Source organism: Streptomyces sp. A012304, from assembly GCF_026008495.1.
Classification (GTDB): domain Bacteria; phylum Actinomycetota; class Actinomycetes; order Streptomycetales; family Streptomycetaceae; genus Streptomyces.
Genome location: NZ_BQUN01000098.1, coordinates 26,683 through 48,783 on the forward strand (window position 1 = coordinate 26,683; position 22,101 = coordinate 48,783).

Annotated in this window: 20 protein-coding genes and 1 riboswitch; of the genes, 16 read left to right on the forward strand and 4 right to left on the reverse strand. The window is 70.7% G+C overall.

Annotated features, from left to right (window positions below; genetic code table 11):
• Nucleotides 1-8: 8 nt before the first annotated feature.
• Nucleotides 9-1,391: a cysteine desulfurase/sulfurtransferase TusA family protein gene (locus tag ALMP_RS23070; protein WP_264931269.1), complete on the reverse strand. Its 1,383-nt coding sequence runs from the start codon at nucleotides 1,389-1,391 to the stop codon at nucleotides 9-11.
• A gap of 260 nt (nucleotides 1,392-1,651) precedes the next feature.
• Between ALMP_RS23070 and coxB the strand changes: the two genes are divergently transcribed.
• From coxB to ALMP_RS23090, 4 genes are all read left to right on the forward strand, one after another.
• Nucleotides 1,652-2,611: a cytochrome c oxidase subunit II gene (gene coxB, locus ALMP_RS23075; RefSeq protein ID WP_264931270.1), complete on the forward strand. Its 960-nt coding sequence runs from the start codon at nucleotides 1,652-1,654 to the stop codon at nucleotides 2,609-2,611.
• On the forward strand, nucleotides 2,608-4,338 hold the full coding sequence (gene ctaD, locus ALMP_RS23080; RefSeq protein WP_264931272.1) for a cytochrome c oxidase subunit I: 1,731 nt from the start codon (nucleotides 2,608-2,610) through the stop codon (nucleotides 4,336-4,338). Before coxB ends, ctaD begins: the two co-directional genes overlap by 4 nt.
• Nucleotides 4,335-4,733 carry a cytochrome c oxidase subunit 4 gene (locus ALMP_RS23085; protein WP_264931274.1) on the forward strand — a complete coding sequence of 133 codons (399 nt, stop codon included), beginning with the start codon at nucleotides 4,335-4,337 and terminating at the stop codon, nucleotides 4,731-4,733. Before ctaD ends, ALMP_RS23085 begins: the two co-directional genes overlap by 4 nt.
• A 131-nt stretch (nucleotides 4,734-4,864) precedes the next feature.
• On the forward strand, nucleotides 4,865-6,127 hold the full coding sequence (locus tag ALMP_RS23090) for an Ig-like domain-containing protein (RefSeq protein WP_264931276.1): 1,263 nt from the start codon (nucleotides 4,865-4,867) through the stop codon (nucleotides 6,125-6,127).
• 9 nt (nucleotides 6,128-6,136) lie between these two features.
• Here the strand turns inward: ALMP_RS23090 and ALMP_RS23095 are convergent, their stop codons facing one another.
• On the reverse strand, nucleotides 6,137-6,538 hold the full coding sequence (locus ALMP_RS23095; protein ID WP_264931278.1) for a hypothetical protein: 402 nt from the start codon (nucleotides 6,536-6,538) through the stop codon (nucleotides 6,137-6,139).
• Nucleotides 6,539-6,716: 178 nt separating this feature from the next.
• On the opposite strand from ALMP_RS23095, the gene ALMP_RS23100 reads away from it, so the two are divergent.
• The 6 genes from ALMP_RS23100 to ALMP_RS23125 all read left to right on the forward strand — a co-directional run bounded on the left by ALMP_RS23100 (nucleotide 6,717) and on the right by ALMP_RS23125 (nucleotide 13,827).
• The gene (locus ALMP_RS23100) at nucleotides 6,717-7,337 is read left to right on the forward strand and encodes a heme-copper oxidase subunit III (protein WP_264931280.1); all 621 of its coding nucleotides are present in this window, start codon (nucleotides 6,717-6,719) and stop codon (nucleotides 7,335-7,337) included.
• A 65-nt stretch (nucleotides 7,338-7,402) separates the two neighbouring features.
• Nucleotides 7,403-8,215, forward strand: coding sequence for a c-type cytochrome (locus ALMP_RS23105; RefSeq protein ID WP_264931282.1), 813 nt, complete (start codon nucleotides 7,403-7,405; stop codon nucleotides 8,213-8,215).
• On the forward strand, nucleotides 8,212-9,270 hold the full coding sequence (locus tag ALMP_RS23110) for a ubiquinol-cytochrome c reductase iron-sulfur subunit (RefSeq protein WP_264931284.1): 1,059 nt from the start codon (nucleotides 8,212-8,214) through the stop codon (nucleotides 9,268-9,270). Before ALMP_RS23105 ends, ALMP_RS23110 begins: the two co-directional genes overlap by 4 nt.
• Entirely contained in the window at nucleotides 9,267-10,889 is a 1,623-nt protein-coding gene (locus tag ALMP_RS23115) for a cytochrome bc complex cytochrome b subunit (RefSeq protein WP_264931286.1), read from the forward strand. Before ALMP_RS23110 ends, ALMP_RS23115 begins: the two co-directional genes overlap by 4 nt.
• A gap of 139 nt (nucleotides 10,890-11,028) precedes the next feature.
• A complete protein-coding gene (trpD, locus tag ALMP_RS23120) occupies nucleotides 11,029-12,093 on the forward strand; it encodes an anthranilate phosphoribosyltransferase (protein ID WP_264931288.1) in 1,065 nt (354 codons plus the stop codon).
• A gap of 74 nt (nucleotides 12,094-12,167) precedes the next feature.
• A riboswitch (SAM riboswitch) is annotated at nucleotides 12,168-12,284 on the forward strand.
• Between the two features lie 181 nt (nucleotides 12,285-12,465).
• Nucleotides 12,466-13,827: an aminotransferase class V-fold PLP-dependent enzyme gene (locus ALMP_RS23125; RefSeq protein ID WP_264931290.1), complete on the forward strand. Its 1,362-nt coding sequence runs from the start codon at nucleotides 12,466-12,468 to the stop codon at nucleotides 13,825-13,827.
• A 21-nt stretch (nucleotides 13,828-13,848) separates the two neighbouring features.
• Here the strand turns inward: ALMP_RS23125 and ALMP_RS23130 are convergent, their stop codons facing one another.
• Nucleotides 13,849-14,130: an Lrp/AsnC family transcriptional regulator gene (locus tag ALMP_RS23130; RefSeq protein ID WP_073952588.1), complete on the reverse strand. Its 282-nt coding sequence runs from the start codon at nucleotides 14,128-14,130 to the stop codon at nucleotides 13,849-13,851.
• Entirely contained in the window at nucleotides 14,127-14,861 is a 735-nt protein-coding gene (locus tag ALMP_RS23135; RefSeq protein ID WP_264931295.1) for a rhomboid family intramembrane serine protease, read from the reverse strand. Before ALMP_RS23135 ends, ALMP_RS23130 begins: the two co-directional genes overlap by 4 nt.
• A gap of 169 nt (nucleotides 14,862-15,030) precedes the next feature.
• On the opposite strand from ALMP_RS23135, the gene ALMP_RS23140 reads away from it, so the two are divergent.
• The 6 genes from ALMP_RS23140 (at nucleotide 15,031) to ALMP_RS23165 (ending at nucleotide 21,883) form a co-directional block, all read left to right on the forward strand.
• Nucleotides 15,031-15,270: a hypothetical protein gene (locus ALMP_RS23140; protein ID WP_146468537.1), complete on the forward strand. Its 240-nt coding sequence runs from the start codon at nucleotides 15,031-15,033 to the stop codon at nucleotides 15,268-15,270.
• A gap of 39 nt (nucleotides 15,271-15,309) precedes the next feature.
• On the forward strand, nucleotides 15,310-16,653 hold the full coding sequence (locus ALMP_RS23145) for an NYN domain-containing protein (protein ID WP_264931297.1): 1,344 nt from the start codon (nucleotides 15,310-15,312) through the stop codon (nucleotides 16,651-16,653).
• Nucleotides 16,654-16,874: 221 nt separating this feature from the next.
• Nucleotides 16,875-17,909 carry an NlpC/P60 family protein gene (locus ALMP_RS23150; protein WP_264931298.1) on the forward strand — a complete coding sequence of 345 codons (1,035 nt, stop codon included), beginning with the start codon at nucleotides 16,875-16,877 and terminating at the stop codon, nucleotides 17,907-17,909.
• A gap of 222 nt (nucleotides 17,910-18,131) precedes the next feature.
• Nucleotides 18,132-19,166 (forward strand): C40 family peptidase, encoded by a 1,035-nt coding sequence (locus tag ALMP_RS23155; RefSeq protein ID WP_264931299.1) that lies wholly within the window; start codon nucleotides 18,132-18,134, stop codon nucleotides 19,164-19,166.
• Between the two features lie 45 nt (nucleotides 19,167-19,211).
• Complete coding sequence (locus tag ALMP_RS23160; protein WP_264931302.1) at nucleotides 19,212-20,414, forward strand: hypothetical protein; 1,203 nt, start codon at nucleotides 19,212-19,214, stop codon at nucleotides 20,412-20,414.
• Between the two features lie 149 nt (nucleotides 20,415-20,563).
• On the forward strand, nucleotides 20,564-21,883 hold the full coding sequence (locus ALMP_RS23165) for an MATE family efflux transporter (protein ID WP_264931304.1): 1,320 nt from the start codon (nucleotides 20,564-20,566) through the stop codon (nucleotides 21,881-21,883).
• Nucleotides 21,884-22,101 lie beyond the last annotated feature (218 nt).

Genomic DNA, 22,101 nt, shown 5'->3' on the forward strand with positions numbered 1-22,101 from the left:
CGGCCCTCTCACGCCGTCCGGCGGACCAGGTACGCCGTGCCCCGGTCCGCCGGTTCCTCTCCGACGTACTCCTGCCCCCGCATCTCGCACCAGGCGGGGATGTCCAGCCGCGCCGCCTCGTCGTCGGCCAGGACGCGGACCGTGCCGCCCACCGGCACATCGCCGATGACCTTCGCCAGCTCGATCACCGGGATCGGGCAGCGCCTGCCGAGAGCGTCCACGACCAGCACGTCGTCCCCCGTGGCGGCCACGGGCGTGGACGCGGGCGCCCCGAGCTTCTCGCGCACCCCGGCCACCACCCCCGGCAGCACCGCCAGGAACCGCTCCACGTCCTCCGCCACCGTCCCCGGCGGCAGCGACACCCGCACGTTCCCCTCGCTCAGCACCCCCATCGCCCGCAGCACATGGCTCGGCGTCAGCGTGCTGCTCGTGCACGAGGAACCGGACGAGACCGAGAAGCCCTCCCGGTCCAGCTCGTGCAGCAGGGTCTCCCCGTCGACATAGAGGCACGAGAAGGTCACGATCCCGGGCAGCCGCCGCTCCGCGTCCCCGACCACCTCCACATCGGGCACCAGCCCGGGCACCCGCGCCCGGATCCGCTCCGTCAGCTCCCGCAGCCGCACCGCCTCGGCCGCCGCCTGGGCCCGCACCGCCCGCAGCGAGGCCGCCGCCGCCACGATCGCCGGCAGGTTCTCGAACCCGGCCGCCCGCCCCGACTCCCGCTCGTCCACCGGCCCTTGGACCGCGAACCGCACCCCCTTGCGCACGGCCAGCAGCCCCACCCCCGACGGGCCGCCCCACTTGTGCGCGCTCGCCGCCAGCAGCGACCAGGGCCCCTCCACCGGCCCCCACCCGAGCGTCTGGGCCGCGTCCACCAGCAACGGCACCCCCGCCTCCCGGCACACCTCGGCCACCGCCGCCACCGGCTGCTCGGTGCCCACCTCGTGGTTGGCGGACTGAAGACAGGCCAGCGCGGTGTCCGGGCGCAGGGCCTCCTCGTACGCCTCGACCGTCACCGCGCCCGTCCGCAGCACCGGCACCCGCGTCACCGTCCCGCCCTCCGCCTCGAACGTCTCGGCCGAATGGAGCACCGAGGAGTGTTCGACGGATGACACGATCAGGTGGCGTCCGACCCGCCGCCGCCCCGCCAGCGCCCCCGCGATCCCGGAGTGCACGGCCCGCGTCCCCGACGAGGTGAAGACCAGCTCGTCCGGACGGCACCCCACGGCCTCCGCCGCCGCCTCCCGGGCCGCGTCGAGCAGCATCCGCGCCCGCCGCCCCTCCCGGTACAGCCGCGAGGGATCCGCCCACCCCTCGTCCAGAGCGGCCGACAGGGCCTGACGGGCGACGGGATGAAGGGGAGCGGCGGAGGCGGCATCGAAGTAGGACACACCTCAACGCTAGAACGTGCGGCCGCGAGGGCGCCCCACAGGGGCGCGGGGAACCGCGGGACAACGCCCCACGCACACGCAGCCGCCAAACAAGCGAACCACCCGAGCCACTAGGCACCCCTCCCCGCGAACCCCCGAAGGGCGTCGGCTAGGGTTTGGTCCGCATAAACATCCAAACCCCTGCCCGACGCAGGGCGGCGACCGACCAGCGAGAAGGCCGCAGCCGATCCGCGCGGGCGAGACTCTCGGGAAGGCGCTACGTGAGTCCCAACGGCTCCGACCGCTCGCCGCGGCGCCCGATGCGGCGGAAGCTGCTGCAGGCATTGACCGCGGGCCTGGTCCTGGCGACCGCCACCGGTTGCACATACGAGGACTTCCCCCGCCTCGGTATGCCCACCCCGACCACGGAAGAGGCTCCGCGGATCCTCTCCCTGTGGCAGGGCTCCTGGGCTGCCGCGCTGGCCACCGGCGTGCTGGTGTGGGGCCTGATCCTGTGGAGTGCTTTCTTCCACCGGCGCAGCCGCACGAAGGTCGAAGTTCCTCCGCAGACCCGGTACAACATGCCCATCGAGGCGCTGTACACGGTCGTTCCGATCATCATCGTCTCGGTGCTGTTCTACTTCACGGCACGTGACGAGTCGAAGCTGCTCAGTCTGGAGAAGAAGCCCGACGTCACGGTCAACGTGGTCGGCTTCCAGTGGAGCTGGTGCTTCAACTACATCGAGAACGTCGACGGTTCCAGCGGCGACGCGAAGACCGACAAGAAGCTGGACGCGATCCCGGAACGGTACAAGAAGGACTTCCCGGCCGACGCCGGCGGCGTCTACACCTGCGGCGTCCCCGGTGAGCGGAACCCGCAGACGGGCAACCCCGGCCCGACCCTCTGGCTCCCCGAGGGCAAGACGGTCCGCTTCGTCCTCACCTCGCGTGACGTCATCCACTCCTTCTGGGTGGTGCCGTTCCTGATGAAGCAGGACGTCATCCCGGGCCACACCAACGCCTTCCAGGTGACCCCCAACAAGGAGGGCACCTTCCTGGGCAAGTGCGCCGAGCTCTGCGGCGTCGACCACTCGCGCATGCTGTTCAACGTGAAGGTCGTCTCTCCCGAGCGTTACGAGCAGCACCTCAAGGACCTCGCCAAGAAGGGGCAGACCGGTTACGTTCCCGCTGGCATCGAGCAGACGAGCCACGAGAAGGAACGGGAGTCGAACATCCTGTGAGCATCCTCAACGAACCCCAGGGTGCCGCGGCAGCAGGGTCCCACTATGAGGACGAGCTGCCGGTGCGGCGCCAGCGGCGCGGTGAAGTCGTCGTCAAGTGGCTGACCACCACCGACCACAAGACGATCGGCACGCTGTACCTCGTCACGTCCTTCGCGTTCTTCGTCATCGGTGGCGTGATGGCGCTCTTCATGCGCGCCGAGCTGGCCCGTCCGGGCCTGCAGATCATGTCGAACGAGCAGTTCAACCAGGCGTTCACGATGCACGGCACGATCATGCTGCTGATGTTCGCGACGCCGCTGTTCGCCGGTTTCGCGAACTGGATCATGCCGCTGCAGATCGGCGCGCCCGACGTGGCGTTCCCGCGGCTGAACATGTTCGCCTACTGGCTCTACCTGTTCGGCTCGCTCATCGCCGTCGGCGGCTTCCTCACCCCCAACGGCGCTGCCGACTTCGGCTGGTTCGCCTACTCCCCGCTGTCGGACGCGGTCCGCAGCCCGGGCATCGGCGCCGACATGTGGATCATGGGTCTGGCCTTCTCCGGCTTCGGCACCATCCTCGGCTCGGTCAACTTCATCACCACGATCATCTGCATGCGCGCACCGGGCATGACCATGTTCCGCATGCCGATCTTCGTGTGGAACGTCCTGCTGACGGCCGTCCTGGTCCTGCTGGCCTTCCCGGTCCTCGCGGCCGCGCTGTTCGCCCTGGAGGCGGACCGCAAGTTCGGCGCCCATGTCTTCGACGCGGCCAACGGCGGCGCGTTGCTGTGGCAACACCTCTTCTGGTTCTTCGGCCACCCAGAGGTGTACATCATCGCCCTGCCGTTCTTCGGCATCATCAGTGAGATCATCCCGGTCTTCTCCCGCAAGCCGATGTTCGGCTACATGGGCCTGATCGCCGCGACGATCGCCATCGCCGGTCTGTCCGTGACCGTGTGGGCGCACCACATGTACGTCACAGGCGGTGTACTGCTGCCGTTCTTCTCCTTCATGACGTTCCTCATCGCCGTCCCGACCGGTGTGAAGTTCTTCAACTGGATCGGCACGATGTGGAAGGGCTCGTTGTCCTTCGAGACCCCGATGCTCTGGGCGACCGGCTTCCTGATCACCTTCACCTTCGGTGGTCTGACCGGTGTCATCCTGGCCTCGCCGCCGATGGACTTCCACGTCTCGGACTCGTACTTCGTGGTGGCGCACTTCCACTACGTGGTGTTCGGCACCGTCGTCTTCGCGATGTTCGCCGGCTTCCACTTCTGGTGGCCGAAGATGACCGGCAAGCTGCTCGACGAGCGCCTCGGCAAGATCACCTTCTGGACGCTGTTCATCGGCTTCCACGGCACGTTCCTGGTCCAGCACTGGCTGGGCGCCGAGGGCATGCCGCGCCGCTACGCGGACTACCTGGCCGCCGACGGCTTCACCGCCCTGAACACGATCTCGACGATCAGCTCGTTCGTGCTCGGCCTGTCGATCCTGCCGTTCTTCTACAACATCTGGAAGACGGCCAAGTACGGCAAGCCGGTCGGCGTCGACGACCCGTGGGGCTACGGCCGCTCCCTGGAGTGGGCGACCTCCTGCCCGCCGCCGCGGCACAACTTCCTCACCCTGCCGCGGATCCGCAGCGAATCCCCGGCGTTCGACCTGCACCATCCCGAGATCGCCGCGCTCGAGCAGCTCGAGCACGCCGGTGCCGGTGCCATCGCGGGCAGCAAGGAGGCCGGCAAGTGAAGATCCAGGGCAAGATGTTCATCTGGCTGAGCGTCTTCGTCCTCGCCATGGCGATCGTCTATGGCGTGTGGTCGAAGGAGCCGGCCGGCACCACGGCCCTCTTCCTGGCCTTCGGCCTGTGCATCATGGTCGGCTTCTACCTGGGCTTCACCGCCCGGCGGGTCGACACCGGTGCCCAGGACAACAAGGAGGCGGACGTCGCGGATGACGCCGGCGAGCTGGGCTTCTTCAGCCCGCACAGCTGGCAGCCGCTGTCCCTGGCCGTCGGTGGCGCCCTCTCCTTCCTGGCGGTCGCGGTCGGCTGGTGGCTGCTCTACTTCTCCGCCCCGCTGATCATGATCGGCCTCTGGGGCTGGGTCTTCGAGTACTACCGCGGTGAGAACCGCACCCAGTAACACGCGCTGAACACGGCAGAGCCCGGACACTCCGTCAGGAGCGTCCGGGCTCCCGCTTTTGGCGTAACGCCCGTCCTCCGTACGGGTCTCCCGGCGCGCCACCGTTGACAGGGCTTCCTAGCGTGAACTCCATGAGCCACGCTGAGTCTCCCCGCCCCCGCCCCGTCGTCGGCCGCACCCTCCTGGGGCTCGCCCTCATAGTCGGCGCGACGGCGTGCGGCGCGGACGGCAACCCCCTGGCCGCACGCCCCTACGACGCGACCGACCAGATCTCCTTCAAGGGCCCCACGGGCGAAGGCCGCAAGGCCGACCCGGACAAGCCCCTGGAGATCACCGCGGCGGACTCGGGCGGCCGCATCACGGACGTCACCGCGGTGGACGCCGCGGGCCGCTGGGTGGCGGGCGAACTCTCCGCCGACGGCGCCCGCTGGCACAGCACCGAGCCGCTGGCCGCGGACGCCCGCTACACGGTGCGCGTGAGCACCGAGGACGAGGACGGCGCCCCCGGCCGCCGCGTGCTGACCTTCGACACGGGCAAGCCCACCGGCAAGAAGCGCCTGACGGTGGCGTTCGGCCCCAAGACGGGCACCTACGGCGTCGGCCAGCCCGTCACCGCGGAACTGAGCCAGCCCGTCAAGGACCCCGCCCAGCGGGCCGTCATCGAACGCGCCCTGAAGGTCGACGCCAAGCCCTTCGCGCAGGGCGCCTGGCACTGGGTGGACGACAAGAAGCTCCACTACCGCCCGAAGGACTACTGGCCCGCCCACGCCGAGGTCCACGTCCACAGCAACCTGGAGGGCATAAAGATCGGCGACCGGCTGTGGGGCGGCAGGAGCAAGGACCTGCGCTTCACCATCGGCGACCGCGTCATCGCCGTCACGGACGCCGCGTCCCACTCGCTGGCCTTCTACAAGAACGGCGAGGAGATCAAACGGATCCCCGTCACCACCGGCAAGCCCGGCTTCGAGACCCGCAACGGCGTCAAGGTCATCCTGGGCAAGGAGTACTTCGTACGCATGCGCGGCACCACCGTCGGCATCGCCGAGGGCTCCGCGGACTCCTACGACCTGCCCGTCTACTACGCGGCCCGCGTCACCTGGAGCGGCGAGTACGTGCACGCCGCCCCCTGGTCCGTCGGCTCCCAGGGCCACGCCAACGTCAGCCACGGCTGCACCGGCATGAGCACCGAGAACGCCCAGTGGTTCTTCGACAACGTCCGCGAGGGCGACGTCGTGCAGGTCGTCAACAGCCAGGGCCACACGATGGAGACCTTCGGCAACGGCTTCGGCGAGTGGAACCTCGACTGGACGAAGTGGAGCGCGGGCAGCGCCCTGACCGGCGGCGGGCAGAAGACACCGCAGGACACGTCGAGGCTCCGGCCGGCGGCCGTGTGACGGACGCTCCTAGACGCTCAGAGCCGTCTTCCCGCGCAGCAGGGAGGCCAGCGCCCCGGCGAACTCCACCGGCTCCACCGGCAGCGTCACCGCCGCGTCGGCCCGGCTCCAGGTCGCCAGCCAGGCGTCCTGCGGCCGTCCGATCAGCAGCAGCACCGGCGGGCACCGGAAGACCTCGTCCTTGATCTGCCGGCACAGCCCCATGCCGCCCATGGGCACGGCCTCGCCGTCCAGGACGACGGCGTCGATGCCGCCCTTGTCGAGTTCCTTGACGACGGCGGCCGGCGTCGCGCACTCCAGGAACTCCACCACGGGGGCGTCCGGAGCGGGCCTGCGCCCGGTCGCGAGCCGTACCTGCTCTCGCGTGTTGGAGTCGTCGCTGTAGACCAGCACCGTGGCGGTCGGCTGCATTGTTCCTCCGAAGACGTCAGCGTCGTACGGACAGGCCCGTGGGGCGGATGTTACTCCCCTGAACACCCTGTCAACAGCTGTCCGACCACGGCCGGGATGGGCCATCCGGGCACTACACCACGGGTGGACACTCCGAACGGCACCCCCCGGAGTGAGGGCGGGATAAGCGACCGACATAATGTCGGTCGTGGCGACAGCAACGACAGTAGACAAGGGTCACGCGCACCCGTCGGTCAATCGACCGAACCTCACCAGCGTCGGAACCATCATCTGGCTGAGTTCCGAGCTGATGTTCTTCGCGGCCCTCTTCGCGATGTACTTCACCCTGCGATCGGTGACGGGTCCGGACTTCTGGCACGAGAAGGCGGACGCCCTGAACTTCCCGTTCTCGGCGACGAACACCACGATCCTGGTGCTCTCCTCCCTCACCTGCCAGCTCGGCGTGTTCGCCGCCGAGCGCGGGGACGTGAAGAAGCTCCGGGGCTGGTTCATCGTCACCTTCATCATGGGTGCGATCTTCATCGGCGGTCAGGTGTACGAGTACACCGAGCTGGTCAAGCACGAGGGCCTCTCGCTCTCCTCCGACCCCTACGGCTCGGTCTTCTACCTGACCACCGGCTTCCACGGACTGCACGTGACGGGCGGACTCATCGCCTTCCTGCTGGTCCTCGGGCGCACCTACGCGGCCAGGAGGTTCACCCACGAGCAGGCGACCGCCGCGATCGTCGTGTCCTACTACTGGCACTTCGTCGATGTCGTCTGGATCGGCCTCTTCGCCACGATCTACATGATCAAGTAGCCGGGCCCGCTCCCGCACCCATCCCAGAAGCATCGACGCAGAAGATCCTGACACCGGGGTAATCCGTGAAAAAGCTCTCCGCACGACGACGCCATCCGCTGGCGGCGGTCGTCGTCCTACTCCTCGCGCTGGCGGCCACTGGGGGGCTGTTCGCCTGGCTCGCCCCCGCGAGCCAGGCGAAGGCAGACGAAACCGCCCAGTCCCTCGCCATCGAAGAGGGCAAGAAGCTCTACGCCGTCGGCTGCGCCAGCTGCCACGGCACCGGCGGTCAGGGCAGCTCCGACGGTCCCAGCCTGGTCGGCGTGGGCGCCGCGGCCGTCGACTTCCAGGTCGGCACCGGCCGTATGCCGGCGGCGACCTCCCAGGGCGCCCAGGTGCCGCGGAAGAAGGTCATCTACACGCAGGCGCAGATCGACCAGCTCGCCGCGTACATCTCCTCCCTCGGTGCCGGCCCGTCCATTCCGACGGAGGCCCAGTACGGCCCGGAGGGCGCGGACATCGCCAAGGGCGGTGACCTGTTCCGCACCAACTGCGCGCAGTGCCACAACTTCACCGGCAAGGGCGGCGCCCTCACCAACGGCAAGTACGCGCCCACGCTCGAGGACGTGGACCCCAAGCACATCTACGAGGCCATGCAGACCGGCCCGCAGAACATGCCCTCCTTCCCCGACACCACGCTGTCCGAGCAGAACAAGAAGGACATCATCGCCTACCTGAACGCGGTCGACGGCAAGGAGACGGCCAGCTACGGCGGTCTTGAGCTGGGTGGCATCGGACCGGTCGCCGAGGGTCTGTTCGGCTGGATCTTCGGTCTGGGCGGGCTGATCGCCGTCGCCGTTTGGGTTGCCGCTCGGACCGCAAAGGCCAAGAAGTCATGAGTAGCCAAGACATTCCAGAAGAGAACCTGCCCGCTGAGCAGGACCACGCGCACGGCGCGGTGGGCGTGGCGGACGAGAAGCACCTGTTCGCCGACCCCGGCCTGCCGCCCCACGAGCACCGGATGCAGGACATCGACGAGCGGGCCGCCAAGCGGTCCGAGCGTACGGTCGCCCTCCTGTTCACGGTGTCGATGCTGGCCACCGTCGCCTTCATCGCCTCGTACGTGGCGATCCCGCACGACAAGACGACCTACATCTGGCCGCTCGGCCGCATCAGCGCGCTGAACTTCGCACTCGGTCTGACTCTGGGCCTGTCCCTGTTCTGCATCGGCGCGGCCGCCGTCCACTGGGCCCGCACCCTGATGTCCGACGTGGAGATCGCCGACGAGCGGCACCCGATCGAGGCGGCGCCCGAGGTCAAGGCCAAGGTCATGGCCGACTTCAGGCAGGGCGCCAAGGAGTCCGCGCTCGGCCGTCGCAAGCTGCTCCGCACCACGATGTTCGGCGCGCTGGCCCTCTTCCCGCTCTCCGGCGTCGTTCTGCTGCGCGACCTGGGGCCGCTGCCCGAGGAGAAGCTGCGCCACACGCTGTGGGCCAAGGGCAAGCTGCTCGTCAACATGAACACCAACGAGCCGCTGCGTCCCTCGGACGTCGCGGTCGGCTCCCTCACCTTCGCCAAGCCGGAGGGCCTGGAGGAGCACGACCACGACTTCCAGACCGAGATCGCCAAGGCGGCCCTGATGATCGTCCGGATCCAGCCGGACAACATCAAGGACAAGCGCGAGCTCGAGTGGTCGCACGAGGGCATCGTGGCGTACTCGAAGATCTGCACCCACGTCGGTTGCCCGATCTCCCTGTACGAGCAGCAGACGCACCACGTGCTGTGCCCCTGCCACCAGTCCACCTTCGACCTGTCCGACGGTGCCCGAGTGATCTTCGGCCCGGCCGGTCACGCCCTGCCGCAGCTGCGCATCGGCGTGAACGACGAGGGCTACCTCGAGGCGCTCGGCGACTTCGAAGAGCCCGTCGGTCCTGCCTTCTGGGAGCGCGGATGAGCAACAACGACGACCGCCGCAAGGCACCCGCGGGCGAGCGGGTCGCCGACTGGGCCGACGGCCGGCTGGGGATCTACTCCCTGGCCAAGGCCAACATGCGCAAGATCTTCCCGGACCACTGGTCCTTCATGCTGGGTGAGATCTGCCTCTACAGCTTCATCATCATCATCCTCACCGGTGTGTACCTGACGCTGTTCTTCCACCCGTCGATGAACGAGGTGGAGTACCACGGCAGCTACGTCCCGTTGCAGGGTCAGCTGATGTCCGAGGCGTTCAGCTCGACGCTGCACATCTCGTTCGACGTGCGCGGTGGTCTGCTCATCCGGCAGATCCACCACTGGGCGGCGGTCATCTTCCTCGCCGGCATGTTCGTGCACATGATGCGTGTCTTCTTCACCGGCGCCTTCCGCAAGCCGCGCGAGATCAACTGGCTGTTCGGCTTCCTGCTGTTCGTCCTCGGCATGTTCACCGGTTTCACCGGCTACTCGCTCCCGGACGACCTGCTCTCCGGCACCGGTGTCCGCTTCACGCAGGGCGCGATCCTGTCCGTGCCGATCGTCGGCACGTACATCTCGATGTTCATGTTCGGCGGGGAGTTCCCGGGCGGCGACTTCGTCGCGCGGTTCTACTCGGTCCACATCCTGCTGCTGCCGGGCATCATGCTCGGTCTGGTGGTCGGCCACCTGATCCTGGTCTTCTACCACAAGCACACGCAGTTCCCGGGCCCCGGCCGCACCAACAAGAACGTCGTCGGCATGCCGCTGCTGCCGGTGTACATGGCCAAGGCCGGAGGCTTCTTCTTCCTGGTCTTCGGTTTCATCGCGATCCTCGCCGGCATCGCCTCGATCAACCCGATCTGGGTCCTGGGCCCCTACCGTCCGGACCAGGTGTCGACGGGCGCCCAGCCCGACTGGTACATGGGCTTCGCCGAGGGTCTGGTCCGCGCCATGCCGGGCTGGGAGATCAACTTCTGGGGTCACACGCTGGTCCTGGGCGTGTTCATCCCGCTGGTGCTCTTCGGTCTCTTCCTCGGTGTGATCGCGCTGTACCCGTTCATCGAGTCCTGGATCACGGGCGACAAGCGCGAGCACCACATCCTGGACCGCCCGCGCAACGCCCCGACCCGTACGGCCTTCGGTGTCGCCTGGGTCACCGGCTACATGATCATGCTGGTGGGTGGTGGCAACGACATCATCGCCACCCACTTCCACCTGTCGATCAACGCGGTCACCTGGTTCGTCCGGATCGGCTTCTTCGTCGGACCGGTCCTGGCCTTCGTCGTCACCAAGCGGATCTGCCTCGGCCTCCAGCGCCGCGACAAGGACAAGGTGCTGCACGGTCGTGAGACCGGCACCATCAAGCGCCTGCCGCACGGTGAGTTCATCGAGGTCCACGAGCCGCTCAGCCAGGAGCAGCTGTACACGCTCACCGCGCACGAGCAGTACGAGCCGTTCGAGATCGGCCCGACGGTCGACGAGAACGGTGTCGAGCGCAAGGTGAAGCGTTCCGAGAAGGTCCGCGCCAAGCTGAGCAAGGCGTACTACGGCGAGGACAGCCAGATCCCGAAGCCCACCGTCGAGGAGTACAGGGAGATCACGAGCGGCCACGGCCACCACTGATCGCTGCGTCGCCACGCAACGGCCGAAGGGCCCCGTCCGGTGTACGGACGGGGCCCTTCGCCGTGCCCCTGGCTGGATAGGGTGGAGCCGTCGAGACATGTGTCCCGTGGGCGGGACCCAACTGACCCAGGAGCGGCTTATGAGCGCTGTGACCCCCGCTGGAGGCGACACCGCGGCGGGCCGTTCCTGGCCCGAGGTGCTGAACGCCCTGCTGTACGGCCGTGACCAGAGCGCCGACGCGACGGCCTGGGCGATGGACCGGATCATGCGCGGCGAGGCCACCGACGCGCAGATCGCCGGATTCGTGGTGGCGCTGCGCGCCAAGGGCGAGACCGTCGAGGAGATCAACGGTCTGGTGCGGACGATGTACGAGCACGCCAACGTGATCGAGGTGTCGGGCCGCACGGTCGACATCGTCGGCACCGGCGGCGACGGCGCGAAGACGGTGAACATCTCCACGATGTCCGCGCTGGTGGTGGCCGGCACGGGCGCGAAGGTCGTCAAGCACGGCAACCGCGCGGCCTCGTCGGCGTCGGGCTCCTCGGACGTGCTGGAGAAGCTGGGCGTCAACCTGGACCTGAGCCCGCGGCGGGTGGCCGAGGTGGCCGAGGAGGCCGGGATCACCTTCTGCTTCGCCATCAAGTTCCACCCGGCGCTGCGTCACGCGGGCGCCGCGCGCGGGCAGTTGGGCATCCGGACGGTGTTCAACGCGCTGGGCCCGCTGACCAACCCGGCCAGGGTGCGCGCCCAGGCCGTCGGGGTCGCCGACCCGCGCATGGCCCCGATCATCGCGGGCGTCTTCGCCGAACGCGGCAACTCCTCGCTGGTGTTCCGCGGCGACGACGGCCTCGACGAGCTGACGACGACATCCACCTCCCGCGTCTGGATCGTCCGGGACGGCAAGGTCTCCGAGGAGGCCTTCGACCCGCGGGACGTCGGCATCGAGCTGGTGCCGGTGGAGGCCCTGCGCGGCGGCGACCCGTCGTACAACGCGGAGGTGGCGCGCCGGCTCCTCGACGGCGAGACGGGCCCGGTGCGGGACGCGGTCCTGCTGAACTCGGCGGCCGCGCTGGTCGCCCTGGACCCGACGGACGGCCCGCTCGCCGGGCAGCTCCGCGCCGGTATGGAGAAGGCGGCGCGGTCCATCGACTCGGGGGCCGCCAAGCGGACCCTGGAGCGCTGGGTGGCCGCCAGCAACGCCTGACGCCGTGAGGGCGCGGTCCCGCGATCCGGACACGAGTTGCGGGACCGCGATCACTTCACGTACGTTCCTGTGCAGGTCATGAGTGACAGTCATGAGGCCCCGGCCGACTGTCCGGCAACCCTCCGTCCGTGGCGGGGTGCCCCGGGTGAAGACCAGGCCGTGGGCAGCGAGGTCCACGGCAAGCGCGGACCCCTCGCACACCAGGGGTCCTGGTCGTCGAGGAGTCTTCCGTGAGCAAGCGAATGCGCTAGGGCCGCAGAGCCCCGCCTCCGCGTTCCCTTTATCGCCTTACCCCCTTTTTCACTTTCCTCCGTGCTTGAGCCGCGTCCGCTCGCACGGTGACTCCGCCTTGCTTCTCACGGGAGTTGAGCCATGTCCGTCTCCACCGCTGCCGCCGCCCAGTCCGTTTGTGCCCCGCTGCCCGTTCTGGGCCGTGATGTCACCGTCCCGCTCGTCACGGGCGGCGAAGTCACCTACGCGGCGCTCGACTACGCGGCCAGCGCCCCCGCGCTCCAGCGCGTCTGGGACGACGTCGCGGCCTACGCGCCCTACTACGGCAGCGTCCACCGCGGCGCCGGCTACCTCTCGCAGCTCTCCACCGACCTGTTCGAGAACGCCCGCCGCACGGTCGCCGAGTTCCTCGACTGCCGCGCCGACGACCAGCTGGTCTTCACCCGCTCCACCACCGACTCCCTCAACCTCCTCGCCGCCGCGCTCCCCGCCGACTGCCAGGTCTTCGTCTTCGAGACCGAGCACCACGCCTCGCTGCTGCCGTGGAAGGACGCCCACGTCACCTACCTCGACGCCCCGCGCACCCCCGGGCAGGCCGTCGAGACCCTGGAGCGCGCCCTCGCCGACCGCGACCCCCACGGCCCGGCCCTGGTCTGCGTCACCGGCGCCTCCAACGTCACCGGCGAGCTGTGGCCCGTCCGGGAGCTGGCGGCCGCGGCGCACGCGCACGGCGCCCGTATCGTCCTGGACGCCGCCCAGCTCGCCCCGCACCACCCGGTCTCCGTCCGCGACCTCGACGTCGACTGGGTCGCCTTCTCCGGGCACAAGCTGTACGCGCCGTTCGGCTCCGGGGTGCTGGCCGGCCGTGCCGACTGGCTGCGCGCGGCCGAGCCGTACCTCGCGGGCGGCGGCGCCAGCCGCAAGGTCACCCGGCGCGAGGACGGGGGAGTGGACGTCGAGTGGCACGACAGCGCCGCACGCCACGAGGCCGGCTCCCCGAACGTCATCGGGGCCTACGCCATCGCCTCGGCCTGCAAGGCGCTGACCGAGGCCGGCTTCGACAGCCTCGTCGCCCGTGAGCGGCATCTGATCGCCACGGTCCGCGCGGGCCTGGCCGAGGTGCCCGAGGTGCGGATCCTGTCCCTCTTCGGCGACGACGCCCCGCGCGTCGGCGTGATCTCCTTCGTCGTGGACGGCTGGAACAGCTCCCACTTCGCCGCCGCCCTCTCCGCGGAGTACGGCATCGGCGTCCGCGACGGCCTGTTCTGCGCCCACCCCCTGGTCCGCACCCTGCTGGGCAGCGACCCGCAGACCCAGGGCGAGTGCGGCGCCCCCGAGGCCGCCCCCGGGGAGAAGTCCCTCAACGCCATCCGGGTCAGCTTCGGCGCGGGCACGCCGGACGAGCACGTGGAGCGCTTCGTCGCGGCCGTGCGGGAGCTGGTGAGCGACGGCGCGCGGTGGACGTACCGGACGCAGGACGGCCGCTGCGTCCCGGCGGTGTGAGGCCGGCCGGCCTCGGCGGTCTCAGGAGTCCAGGCCGATGGCGAACGCGGCCTCCAGGTCGTGCTGCGAGTACGTCCGGAACGCCACGTGCGTGTCCGTCGCCTCCACCCCGGGGATCTTGCTGATCCGTCCGGGGATGACCTCGGCCAGGTCCTCGTGCTGCCGGACCCGGACCATCGCGATCAGGTCGTACGTCCCCGTGACGGAGAAGACCTCGCTCACGGAGTCCAGCGAAGCGATCCGCTCCGCGATCTCGGGGATCCGGTCCACGCTGGTCTTGATGAGGACGATCGCGGTGATCACGGCTGGTTCTCTCCCTCGGAGGCCGGAGCTGGGGCGGCCCTCACTCTAGTCGTCCCGCCGAAGCGGGCCCACGCGTAGGCGAAGCCCAGGCCGAAGCCCAGCAGGTGCGCCAGGTAGGCCACGCCGGGCCCCGGCCCGGCCCGGCCGGCGGCCACCCACTGGAGGGCGACCCAGAAGGGCAGCACCACCCAGGCCGGGAAGCGCAGCGGCAGGAAGAACAGGAACGGCAGGAGACTGGTCACGCGCGCCCTGGGGAAGAGGAACAGGAACGCCCCGAGGACCGCCGAGATCGCCCCGGACGCGCCGACCAGGGCCTGTCCGGAGCCGGCGTTGGCGGCGGCGTAGCCCAGCAGGGTCAGATAGCCGCAGCCGAGGTGGAAGAGGGCGAACCGGACGCGACCCATCCGGTGCTCGGTCATCCCGCCGAAGACGTAGAGGAAGAGCATGTTGCCCAGCAGATGCACCCAGCTGCCGTGGACGAACAGGGCCGTCGCCGGGGTGAGGGCGGCGCCCGGGAAGCCCTCGAACAGCTCGGCGGGGATCACGCCCCAGCGCCGGAAATAGGCCCGCTGCGCGGCGGCGAGCGCGTCCCCGGAGCCGTACGCGGGATTGAGACCCGAGGCCGGGCCGATCACGAAGATCAGGCAGCACAGCGTGATCAGTCCGTACGTCACCGGCGCCGTGGGGTGCCGGAGGGCTCGGCCCACGGGCCCGCTCCAGTTGCCGATCATGGACACAGAGCATGACGTAACCGGACACACTCGCCCGGATCGCCTCGCCGCCGTGGACGGACGGGCGGCGACTACCCGCCAGGCCGTAGGGTTACGAGCCACACGCACCGGGGAGCCTTGGGCGCGACCCGGCCGGAAGAACGACACTGGAAGAAAGCGGACAGTCACCATGACGGTTCCCCTGCCGACCGCCACCACGCGGTGGCGCTGCACCCTCTGCGGCAACCTCACCCGGTTCGACGTGACGCGCTCGTCGAAGGTCGTCGAGTACGTCCACCTCGATCTCGCCGGTGAGCCGACGGTCGAGGAGCGGCAGGTGGTCAGTGAGACCATCGAGTCGGTGCGGTGCCGTTGGTGCAACGCCGTGGACCAGGTGGAACTCGTGGACAGGCCGGGTGCCGGCTCCTGAACCGGGAGCGGTGCCCGCACAGCTAGTGGGGTGTGACGGATGGTGGAGACCACGGGCGGGGGGCCGGGCGACGGCGCCGCCGAGGTGCTCGACCGTCCGCTGCCCGACGGCGTGCGCCGCCGGGTCGTCCAGATCGTCTCGGACGGTTTCGGCGGTCTGACCGTCGCCGAACTGCCCGCGCAGCTACGGCAGTACGCCCGGTTCGCGCCGAACCGGCGGGCCAAGTTCGCGGGCAACGCGATGGCGGCGGCGCTGGAGACCGATCCGCTGTTCCGGCAGCGCATCGCCGAGAAGTTCAGAGAGGCGCAGCCGGAACTGGCCGGCGCCCTCGACTCCGGATCACCGCCCCCGGCCGCGGACCCGCTGGACGTGGCGGCCGCGGCCTACGTACTGCGGCCCACCGGCTGGGTGAAGCTGGTGACCGCGGCAGGCGAGGAGGCGCAGCGCGCGGACGCCGAGCGCGCCGACGAGGAGAGCCGCGCGGAGCTGGAGCGGCTGCGCGAGGAACTCGCTCACGCCCGCGACCACACCCGGGCCGAGACCGAGCGGCTGCGCGCCGAGCTGGACGCGGCGAGGAAGGAAGCGGAATCGCTTCACCGGAAGCTGCGTTCGGCCCTCAGTGACGTCAAGCGCGGCGAGGCCGCGCTGCGCAAGATGCAGGGCGAGATCGAGGCCGTGCGCTCCGAGGGACAGGCGCAGGTCTCCGCCGCCGAGAGCGAGACCCGGCGGCTCAAGGCGCGTCTGGGGGAGGCGGAGGCGGCCCTGGAGGCCACCCGTCGGGCGGCCCGTGAGGGGCGCAGCGTCGAGGACATGCGGGTACGGCTGCTGCTGGACACCGTGCTGGACGCGGCCCAGGGGCTGCGCCGGGAGCTGGCCCTGCCGCCGGTGTCCGTGCGGCCGGCGGAGACCGTCGACGCGGTCGAGCCGGGCCGGATGACCCCGAAGGACATCGCCGCCCGCGCGCTGTCCGAGAACGACCCGGCGATCCTGGACCAGTTGCTGGCGCTGCCGCAGGCGCATCTGGTCGTCGACGGCTACAACGTCACCAAGACCGGCTATCCGCAGATGCCGCTGGAGAAGCAGCGGCTGCGGCTGCTCGGGCAGCTCTCGCAGCTCGCCGCGCAGACCGGCGCCGAGGTGACCTGTGTCTTCGACGGCGCCGAACTCGCCGCGCCGGTGCTGCTGGCGCCGCCGCGCGGGGTGCGGGTGCTGTTCTCCAAGCCGGGGGTCACCGCCGACGAGCTGATCCGCCAGCTGGTGCGCGCCGAGCCGCCGGGCCGGCCCGTCATCGTCGCCTCCACCGACCGGGAGGTGGCCGACGGGGTCGCCAGGGCGGGGGCGAGGCCTGTCGCTTCTGCGGTACTTCTGAGACGACTGACCTGAAGATCGGTGTAAAGGCTCAATGCCCGAATTGGCGGCGAATCAGCGGAAGTGTCACGCAACGTAGCGTCAACTCGGCATCACCGCAGGTGTGTTCCTGCAAAGAATGCGTTGCGCAGCCGGGTTTTTTCGGCAGAGGATTTGAAGTGATCACGGGCGGGTCACTAGGGTCTGCCTTCGAACCTCCACACGAGTGATCACTCACAAGAAGGAGCTCGTTCTCCGTGGCGTCCCACCGTCGACCCAAGCAGCCCAGTCGCACACGCGTGACCGTGCTGACCACCGCGGCCGCCGCCGCTGTCGCCCTCAGCTCCCAGGCCGCCAACGCCGCCCCGAGCGAGAAGCCCAGCAAGGACGAGGTCAAGTCGAAGGTCGACAAGCTCTACGAGCAGGCCGAGCAGGCCACCGAGAAGTACAACGGGGCCAAGGAGAAGCAGGAGAAGCTCCAGAAGGAGATCTCCACCATCCAGGACAACGTCGCCCGGGGCCAGGAAGAGCTCAACGAGCTGCGCGACGGCATCGGCCTGGCGGCCGCCGCCCAGTACCGCACCGGCACCATCGACTCCTCCCTCCAGCTCTTCCTGTCGTCGAACCCGGACGACTACCTGGACAAGGCGTCCACCGCCGACCAGCTCAGCGCCCAGCAGGTGGAGTCGCTGAAGAAGATCCAGGAGAAGCAGCGCGAGCTGGCCCAGGACCGCTCCGAGGCCTCCGCCAAGCTCAAGGACCTCGCCGCCACCCGCACCGAACTGGGCAAGAAGAAGAAGGAAGTCCAGGCGAAGCTGGCCGAGGCCCAGAAGCTGCTCAACACCCTGACGGCGAAGGAGAAGGCCGAGCTGGCCGCCGCCGACGCCCGCGCCAGCCGCGACTCCGGCGAGCGCGTCGACCTCGGCAACACCGCCCCCGCCTCCGGCCGCGCCCTCGCCGCCTTCCATGCCGCCCAGAGCAAGATCGGCTCGCCCTACGTCTACGGCGCCTCCGGCCCGAACTCCTTCGACTGCTCGGGCCTGACCTCCTGGGCCTTCGCCCAGGCCGGGGTCCAGATCCCGCGCATCTCGCAGGACCAGGCCAACGCGGGCACCCGCATCTACTCCCAGTCCGACCTCAAGGTCGGCGACCTGGTCATCTTCTACGGCGACCTGCACCACGTCGCCTTCTACGCGGGCAACGGCCAGGTGCTGCACGCCCCGCGCACCGGCACCGTCGTGCGCTACGAGTCGATCAACAACATGCCGTTCCAGTTCGGCGTCCGGATCTGAGCGACCGCGAGAGCGCCTCTCGGCGCCCGCAAGATCACGACACCCGACCGCCCGAACGGGCGAATCACACCGACGTGAACTGACCCCGCGCCCCGCCCATGACCTGCGTCAGAGGCGGGGCGTCACATTTGTGCGACCGCGCGGGTCTTTGGTGGGCCCCTCGTCGCGGGGCTACTGTCTGCCGCGTTTCCTCGTCCGCCAGCGGAAGGAGCACGGCTTCCCGTGGGGTCCCATCGCCGCCTTGCACAGCCAGGGTTTGACCGGGGGGCGGCCAGCGCCCGCAGAGCTTTCGGTGTGCTGTCCGTCGCAGCCGCCGCTCTCGGCGCCCTGTCCGCCGCCGTACCGGCCGAGGCCGCGCCGCCGGGCGACACCCGCTCCGAGGTCGACCGCCTCTACGAGGAGGCCGAGAAGGCCACCGAGGCCTACAACAAGGCCGGGGAACGCGCCGGGACGCTGCGCCGGCAGGTCGGTGACGCGCAGGACCGCATCGCCCGCCAGCAGGAGCACATCAACGGCCTGCGCGAGCAGCTCGGCGCGCTGGCCGGCGCCCAGTACCGCTCCGGCGGCCTCGACCCGTCCCTGGCGCTGTTGTTCTCCGACGACCCCGACGACTACCTCGACAAGGCCTCCGTCCTCGACCGCATCACCACCCACCAGGCCGGCGAACTGAAGGAACTTCAGGCCGCCATGCGCCAACTCGCCCAGGACCGCGCCGAGGCGACCCGCAGGCTCGGCGAGCTGGAGAAGAGCCGCAAGGCCGTCGCCCAGCACAAGAAGACCGTCGAGCAGAAGCTCGCCAAGGCGCGGGAGCTGCTGAACTCCCTGCCGTCCGCGGCGCGCGCCGCCTACGACCGGGCCTCGCGCTCGGGCCGGGGCGACTTGCCCGACCCCGGGGGCGCCGTCGCGCCGTCGGGCCGCGCGGCCGCCGCGGTCGCCGCCGCCCGTTCCGTGCTCGGCAAGCCGTACGTCTGGGGCGCCAACGGCCCCGCCGGGTTCGACTGTTCGGGCCTGATGCAGTGGTCGTACGCGCAGGCCGGGGTCTCCCTGCCGCGCACCTCGCAGGCCCAGGCGCACGCGGGCCGGCAGGTCCCGCTCTCCCAGGCGCGGCCCGGTGACCTCGTCACCTACCGCTCCGACGCCAGTCATGTCGGTATGTACGTGGGCAACGGCCAGGTCATCCACGCCCCTTACCCGGGCGCGCCGGTGCGCTACGACCCGGTCGGCATGATGCCGGTGTCGGCGGTCACCCGACCCTGAGCCGACCGGGTTCCGCCGCGGGCGCGGCACCGTACGATCGGGGGAATGGCTGGTCGAAGGCGGGCGCGCGGATCCGGGGTCGGGGTCTGCTGTCTGCTGCTCGCCCTGCTCTCGGCCTCGCTGGTGGCGTGCGGCGGGCGGCCGGCCACCGACGGCGCGCGGGCGCAGGTGCAGGCGGTGCTCGACCGGCGGGCGGCCGCGGTCCTCGCCCACGACGAGCGCGCCTTCGCCGCCACCGGCAGTCCCGCCGGCTACGGCAGGCTGCGGGCCGTGCCGCTGGCCGCCTGGTCGTACCGGGTGACCGCCGTCCACCGCGCGGACGACACCGCCACCGCCGACGCCGAACTCAGCTACCGCCTCCAGGGCTACGACCAGGCCCCGGTGACCGCGGGCCGCGTCCTGCGCCTGACCCGCGACGGGCGCGGCGGCTGGTCCGTGCTGTCCGAGGGGCCCGCGAAGAAGGCCGGCGCGCAGTTGTGGGACCAGGGCACGGTGACCGCCGTGCGGGGCGCGCACAGTCTCGTCCTGGGCGTCGGGCACTCCGCTGAACGGCTCAGGGGCTACGCCGGCCTCGCCGACCGTGCCGTCCCGGCGGTCTCGCGGGAGTGGGGCACGGACTGGGCCCGGCGGGTCGTCGTCCTCGTACCGAGGTCGCTGAACGGGATGGCGGCGCTGCTCGCCTCGCCCGCCTCCTCCTACCGGGGCATCGCCGCCGTCACCACGGGGGAGACGGGCGGCGCGGCGAAGGCGCCCGCCGACCGGGTGATCGTCAACCCGGAGGCGTACGGCGCGCTCGGCCCGGTGGGCCGGCAGGTGGTGCTCACCCACGAGACCACGCACGTCGCGACCCGCGCGCACACCAACGGGGCCACTCCGCTGTGGCTGTCGGAGGGGTACGCCGACTGGGTCGGCTACCGCGGCACCACCCGCACCCCGGCCCAGGTGGCCCCCGAGCTGGAGCGGGCCGTCGCCGACGGGCAGGTCCCGGCGGCGCTGCCCACCGACGAGGACTTCGGCTTCGCCGGGGACGCGAACCGGCTGGCGCGGGCGTACGAGGGCGGCTGGATGGCCTGCCGGATGATCGCCGAACGGTGGGGCGAGGAGCGGCTGGAGCAGTTCTACCGGGCCGTGGGCGGGCACGGGGAGCGGGAAGGGTCCGTGGAGGGCGCGCTGAAGAGCGTGCTGGGCACGACTCTGGAGACCTTCACCGCCGACTGGCGCGCCTACCTCGCGACCGGACTCGGCTGAGCCGGACCTGACGTAATTCTCCTTGCGGTTCACCGTGTCGCACTGCTACCTCTTATCGAGCTATCTCGATTAGAGGTAGCTCGTTTCGTGGTAGGGGCCGCCTTCGTGGTGGCTCCCTTCGTGGTAGGTCGCCGAGGGGGATCCGTCTGATGAACGCTCACCGCCGACAGCTCATGGCGCTCGCCCATCCCGTCTACCTCTCGCTCCTCGCCTCCGTCGCCGCCGGACTCATCAACACCGTGTGGGTGTCCCGGCTCGGCGGCCCCGCCGTCGCCGCCGTCGCGGTCGCCACCAACACCGAGAACGTGCTGCTCGGCGTGGCGCTGGTGTTCGCCTCCGGCACGACCGTCCTGGTCGCCGAGGCACGCGGCGCGCGCGATCCGGGAGCCGTCCGGGCGGCCGTGCGCGGCGGCTGGGCGCTGTGCGCGCTGGTCACCCCGGTGGTCGCGGTGGGCGGGTTCCTGCTGCGCGAACCGCTGTCCCGGCTGGTGCTCGGCGACGACGGCCCCGCCCTGCCCCTCGCCGCCGCCTACTTCGCCGTCTCCATGCCGGGCCTGGCCGTGTTCTTCGCGCAGAACCTCGTCGACGGGCTCCTCAAGGGCACCGGCGACACCCGCACCCCGATGCGGCTGGCCCTCCTCGCCAACGCCCTGATCCTCGCCCTCGACCCGCTCTTCATCCACCTCTACGGCGTCCCGGGCGCCGCCGCCGCCACGGTGCTGAGCCGGAGCGTGGCCCTGGGCCTCGGACTGCTCGCGCTGCGCCGCAACGCCCTGCTGAGGAAGGCCGCCACCACCCCGCCCGCCGCCTCCACCCGCGCCGCCCTGCGCCGCGCGCTGCGCACCGGGCTGCCGATGTCCCTCGACTTCACCGTGCGCCAGGCCGGCACGCTCGGACTGGTCGCGGTCGTCGCGCGGCTCGGGGTGACGGCCGTCGCCGCGTACGCGATCGCCTACAAGGTGCTGTACGTCGCGACGATGGCCTTCTACGCGGTGCGCCAGGCCGCCTCCATCCACACCGCGCACACCCGGGGCGCCGGACAGGACGCGCGGCGGGCGATCGGCCGGCAGGCGCTGCTCGTCTCCGGGACGGTCGGACTGGCGGCCGCACTGCTGCTGGCCGCCGCGGCCCCCTGGATCATGGCCGCGTTCGCCGCCGGCCCCGCCGTGGCCCACGAGGGCGTGCTGTTCCTGCGCTGTGTCGGCCCCTACCTGCTGCTGATGGCGGGCTTCATCGCCCTCGGCGGCGTCTTCGAGGGCAGCGGGGGGTCACCGCTGCTGCTGCGGGTGACCCTGCTCGGCACCGCGCTCCAACTGCCGCTCGCCCATGTCCTGTCGGGGCTGGGCCTGCCCGGCGTGGCCCTGGCCCTCGCGCTGGCGATGGGGGTGCAGTGCGCGGTGGTCGCAGTGCTGACGCGGCGGTCGTGGGGTCGGGAGGAGGCCGAGGCGCCCTGGGCGAGGGCGGCCTGATCCGGGCGGGAGGACCCCGGGCCGCCGCCCGGCACCGTCGCGCCCCACAGGCGTACGGCCGCCGTCAGGGCCGCCGCCACCAGCAGGCCGTCGCTCAGGAAACTCCAGGACCGTCACCGGACACGCGGGTGGTGGTGAACAGCGGCACCGCCGTGAACGCGGCGTCCGTGCGGGCGTGCGGGGCGAGCCGCCCGGCCGCAGCCGCCACAGCACCAGCC

What these genes read in the sequence shown, in the direction of transcription:
- ALMP_RS23095 (WP_264931278.1), bottom strand. Translation starts at nt 6,538, where the DNA reads ATGCAGCCGACCGCCACGGTGCTGGTCTACAGCGACGACTCCAACACG.
- ALMP_RS23110 (WP_264931284.1), top strand. Translation starts at nt 8,212, where the DNA reads ATGAGTAGCCAAGACATTCCAGAAGAGAACCTGCCCGCTGAGCAGGAC.
- ALMP_RS23125 (WP_264931290.1), top strand. Translation starts at nt 12,466, where the DNA reads ATGTCCGTCTCCACCGCTGCCGCCGCCCAGTCCGTTTGTGCCCCGCTG.
- ALMP_RS23140 (WP_146468537.1), top strand. Translation starts at nt 15,031, where the DNA reads ATGACGGTTCCCCTGCCGACCGCCACCACGCGGTGGCGCTGCACCCTC.
- ALMP_RS23160 (WP_264931302.1), top strand. Translation starts at nt 19,212, where the DNA reads ATGGCTGGTCGAAGGCGGGCGCGCGGATCCGGGGTCGGGGTCTGCTGT.
- ALMP_RS23100 (WP_264931280.1), top strand. Translation starts at nt 6,717, where the DNA reads ATGTCGGTCGTGGCGACAGCAACGACAGTAGACAAGGGTCACGCGCAC.
- ALMP_RS23115 (WP_264931286.1), top strand. Translation starts at nt 9,267, where the DNA reads ATGAGCAACAACGACGACCGCCGCAAGGCACCCGCGGGCGAGCGGGTC.
- ALMP_RS23135 (WP_264931295.1), bottom strand. Translation starts at nt 14,861, where the DNA reads ATGATCGGCAACTGGAGCGGGCCCGTGGGCCGAGCCCTCCGGCACCCC.
- ALMP_RS23090 (WP_264931276.1), top strand. Translation starts at nt 4,865, where the DNA reads ATGAGCCACGCTGAGTCTCCCCGCCCCCGCCCCGTCGTCGGCCGCACC.
- ALMP_RS23165 (WP_264931304.1), top strand. Translation starts at nt 20,564, where the DNA reads ATGAACGCTCACCGCCGACAGCTCATGGCGCTCGCCCATCCCGTCTAC.
- trpD (WP_264931288.1), top strand. Translation starts at nt 11,029, where the DNA reads ATGAGCGCTGTGACCCCCGCTGGAGGCGACACCGCGGCGGGCCGTTCC.
- ALMP_RS23145 (WP_264931297.1), top strand. Translation starts at nt 15,310, where the DNA reads ATGGTGGAGACCACGGGCGGGGGGCCGGGCGACGGCGCCGCCGAGGTG.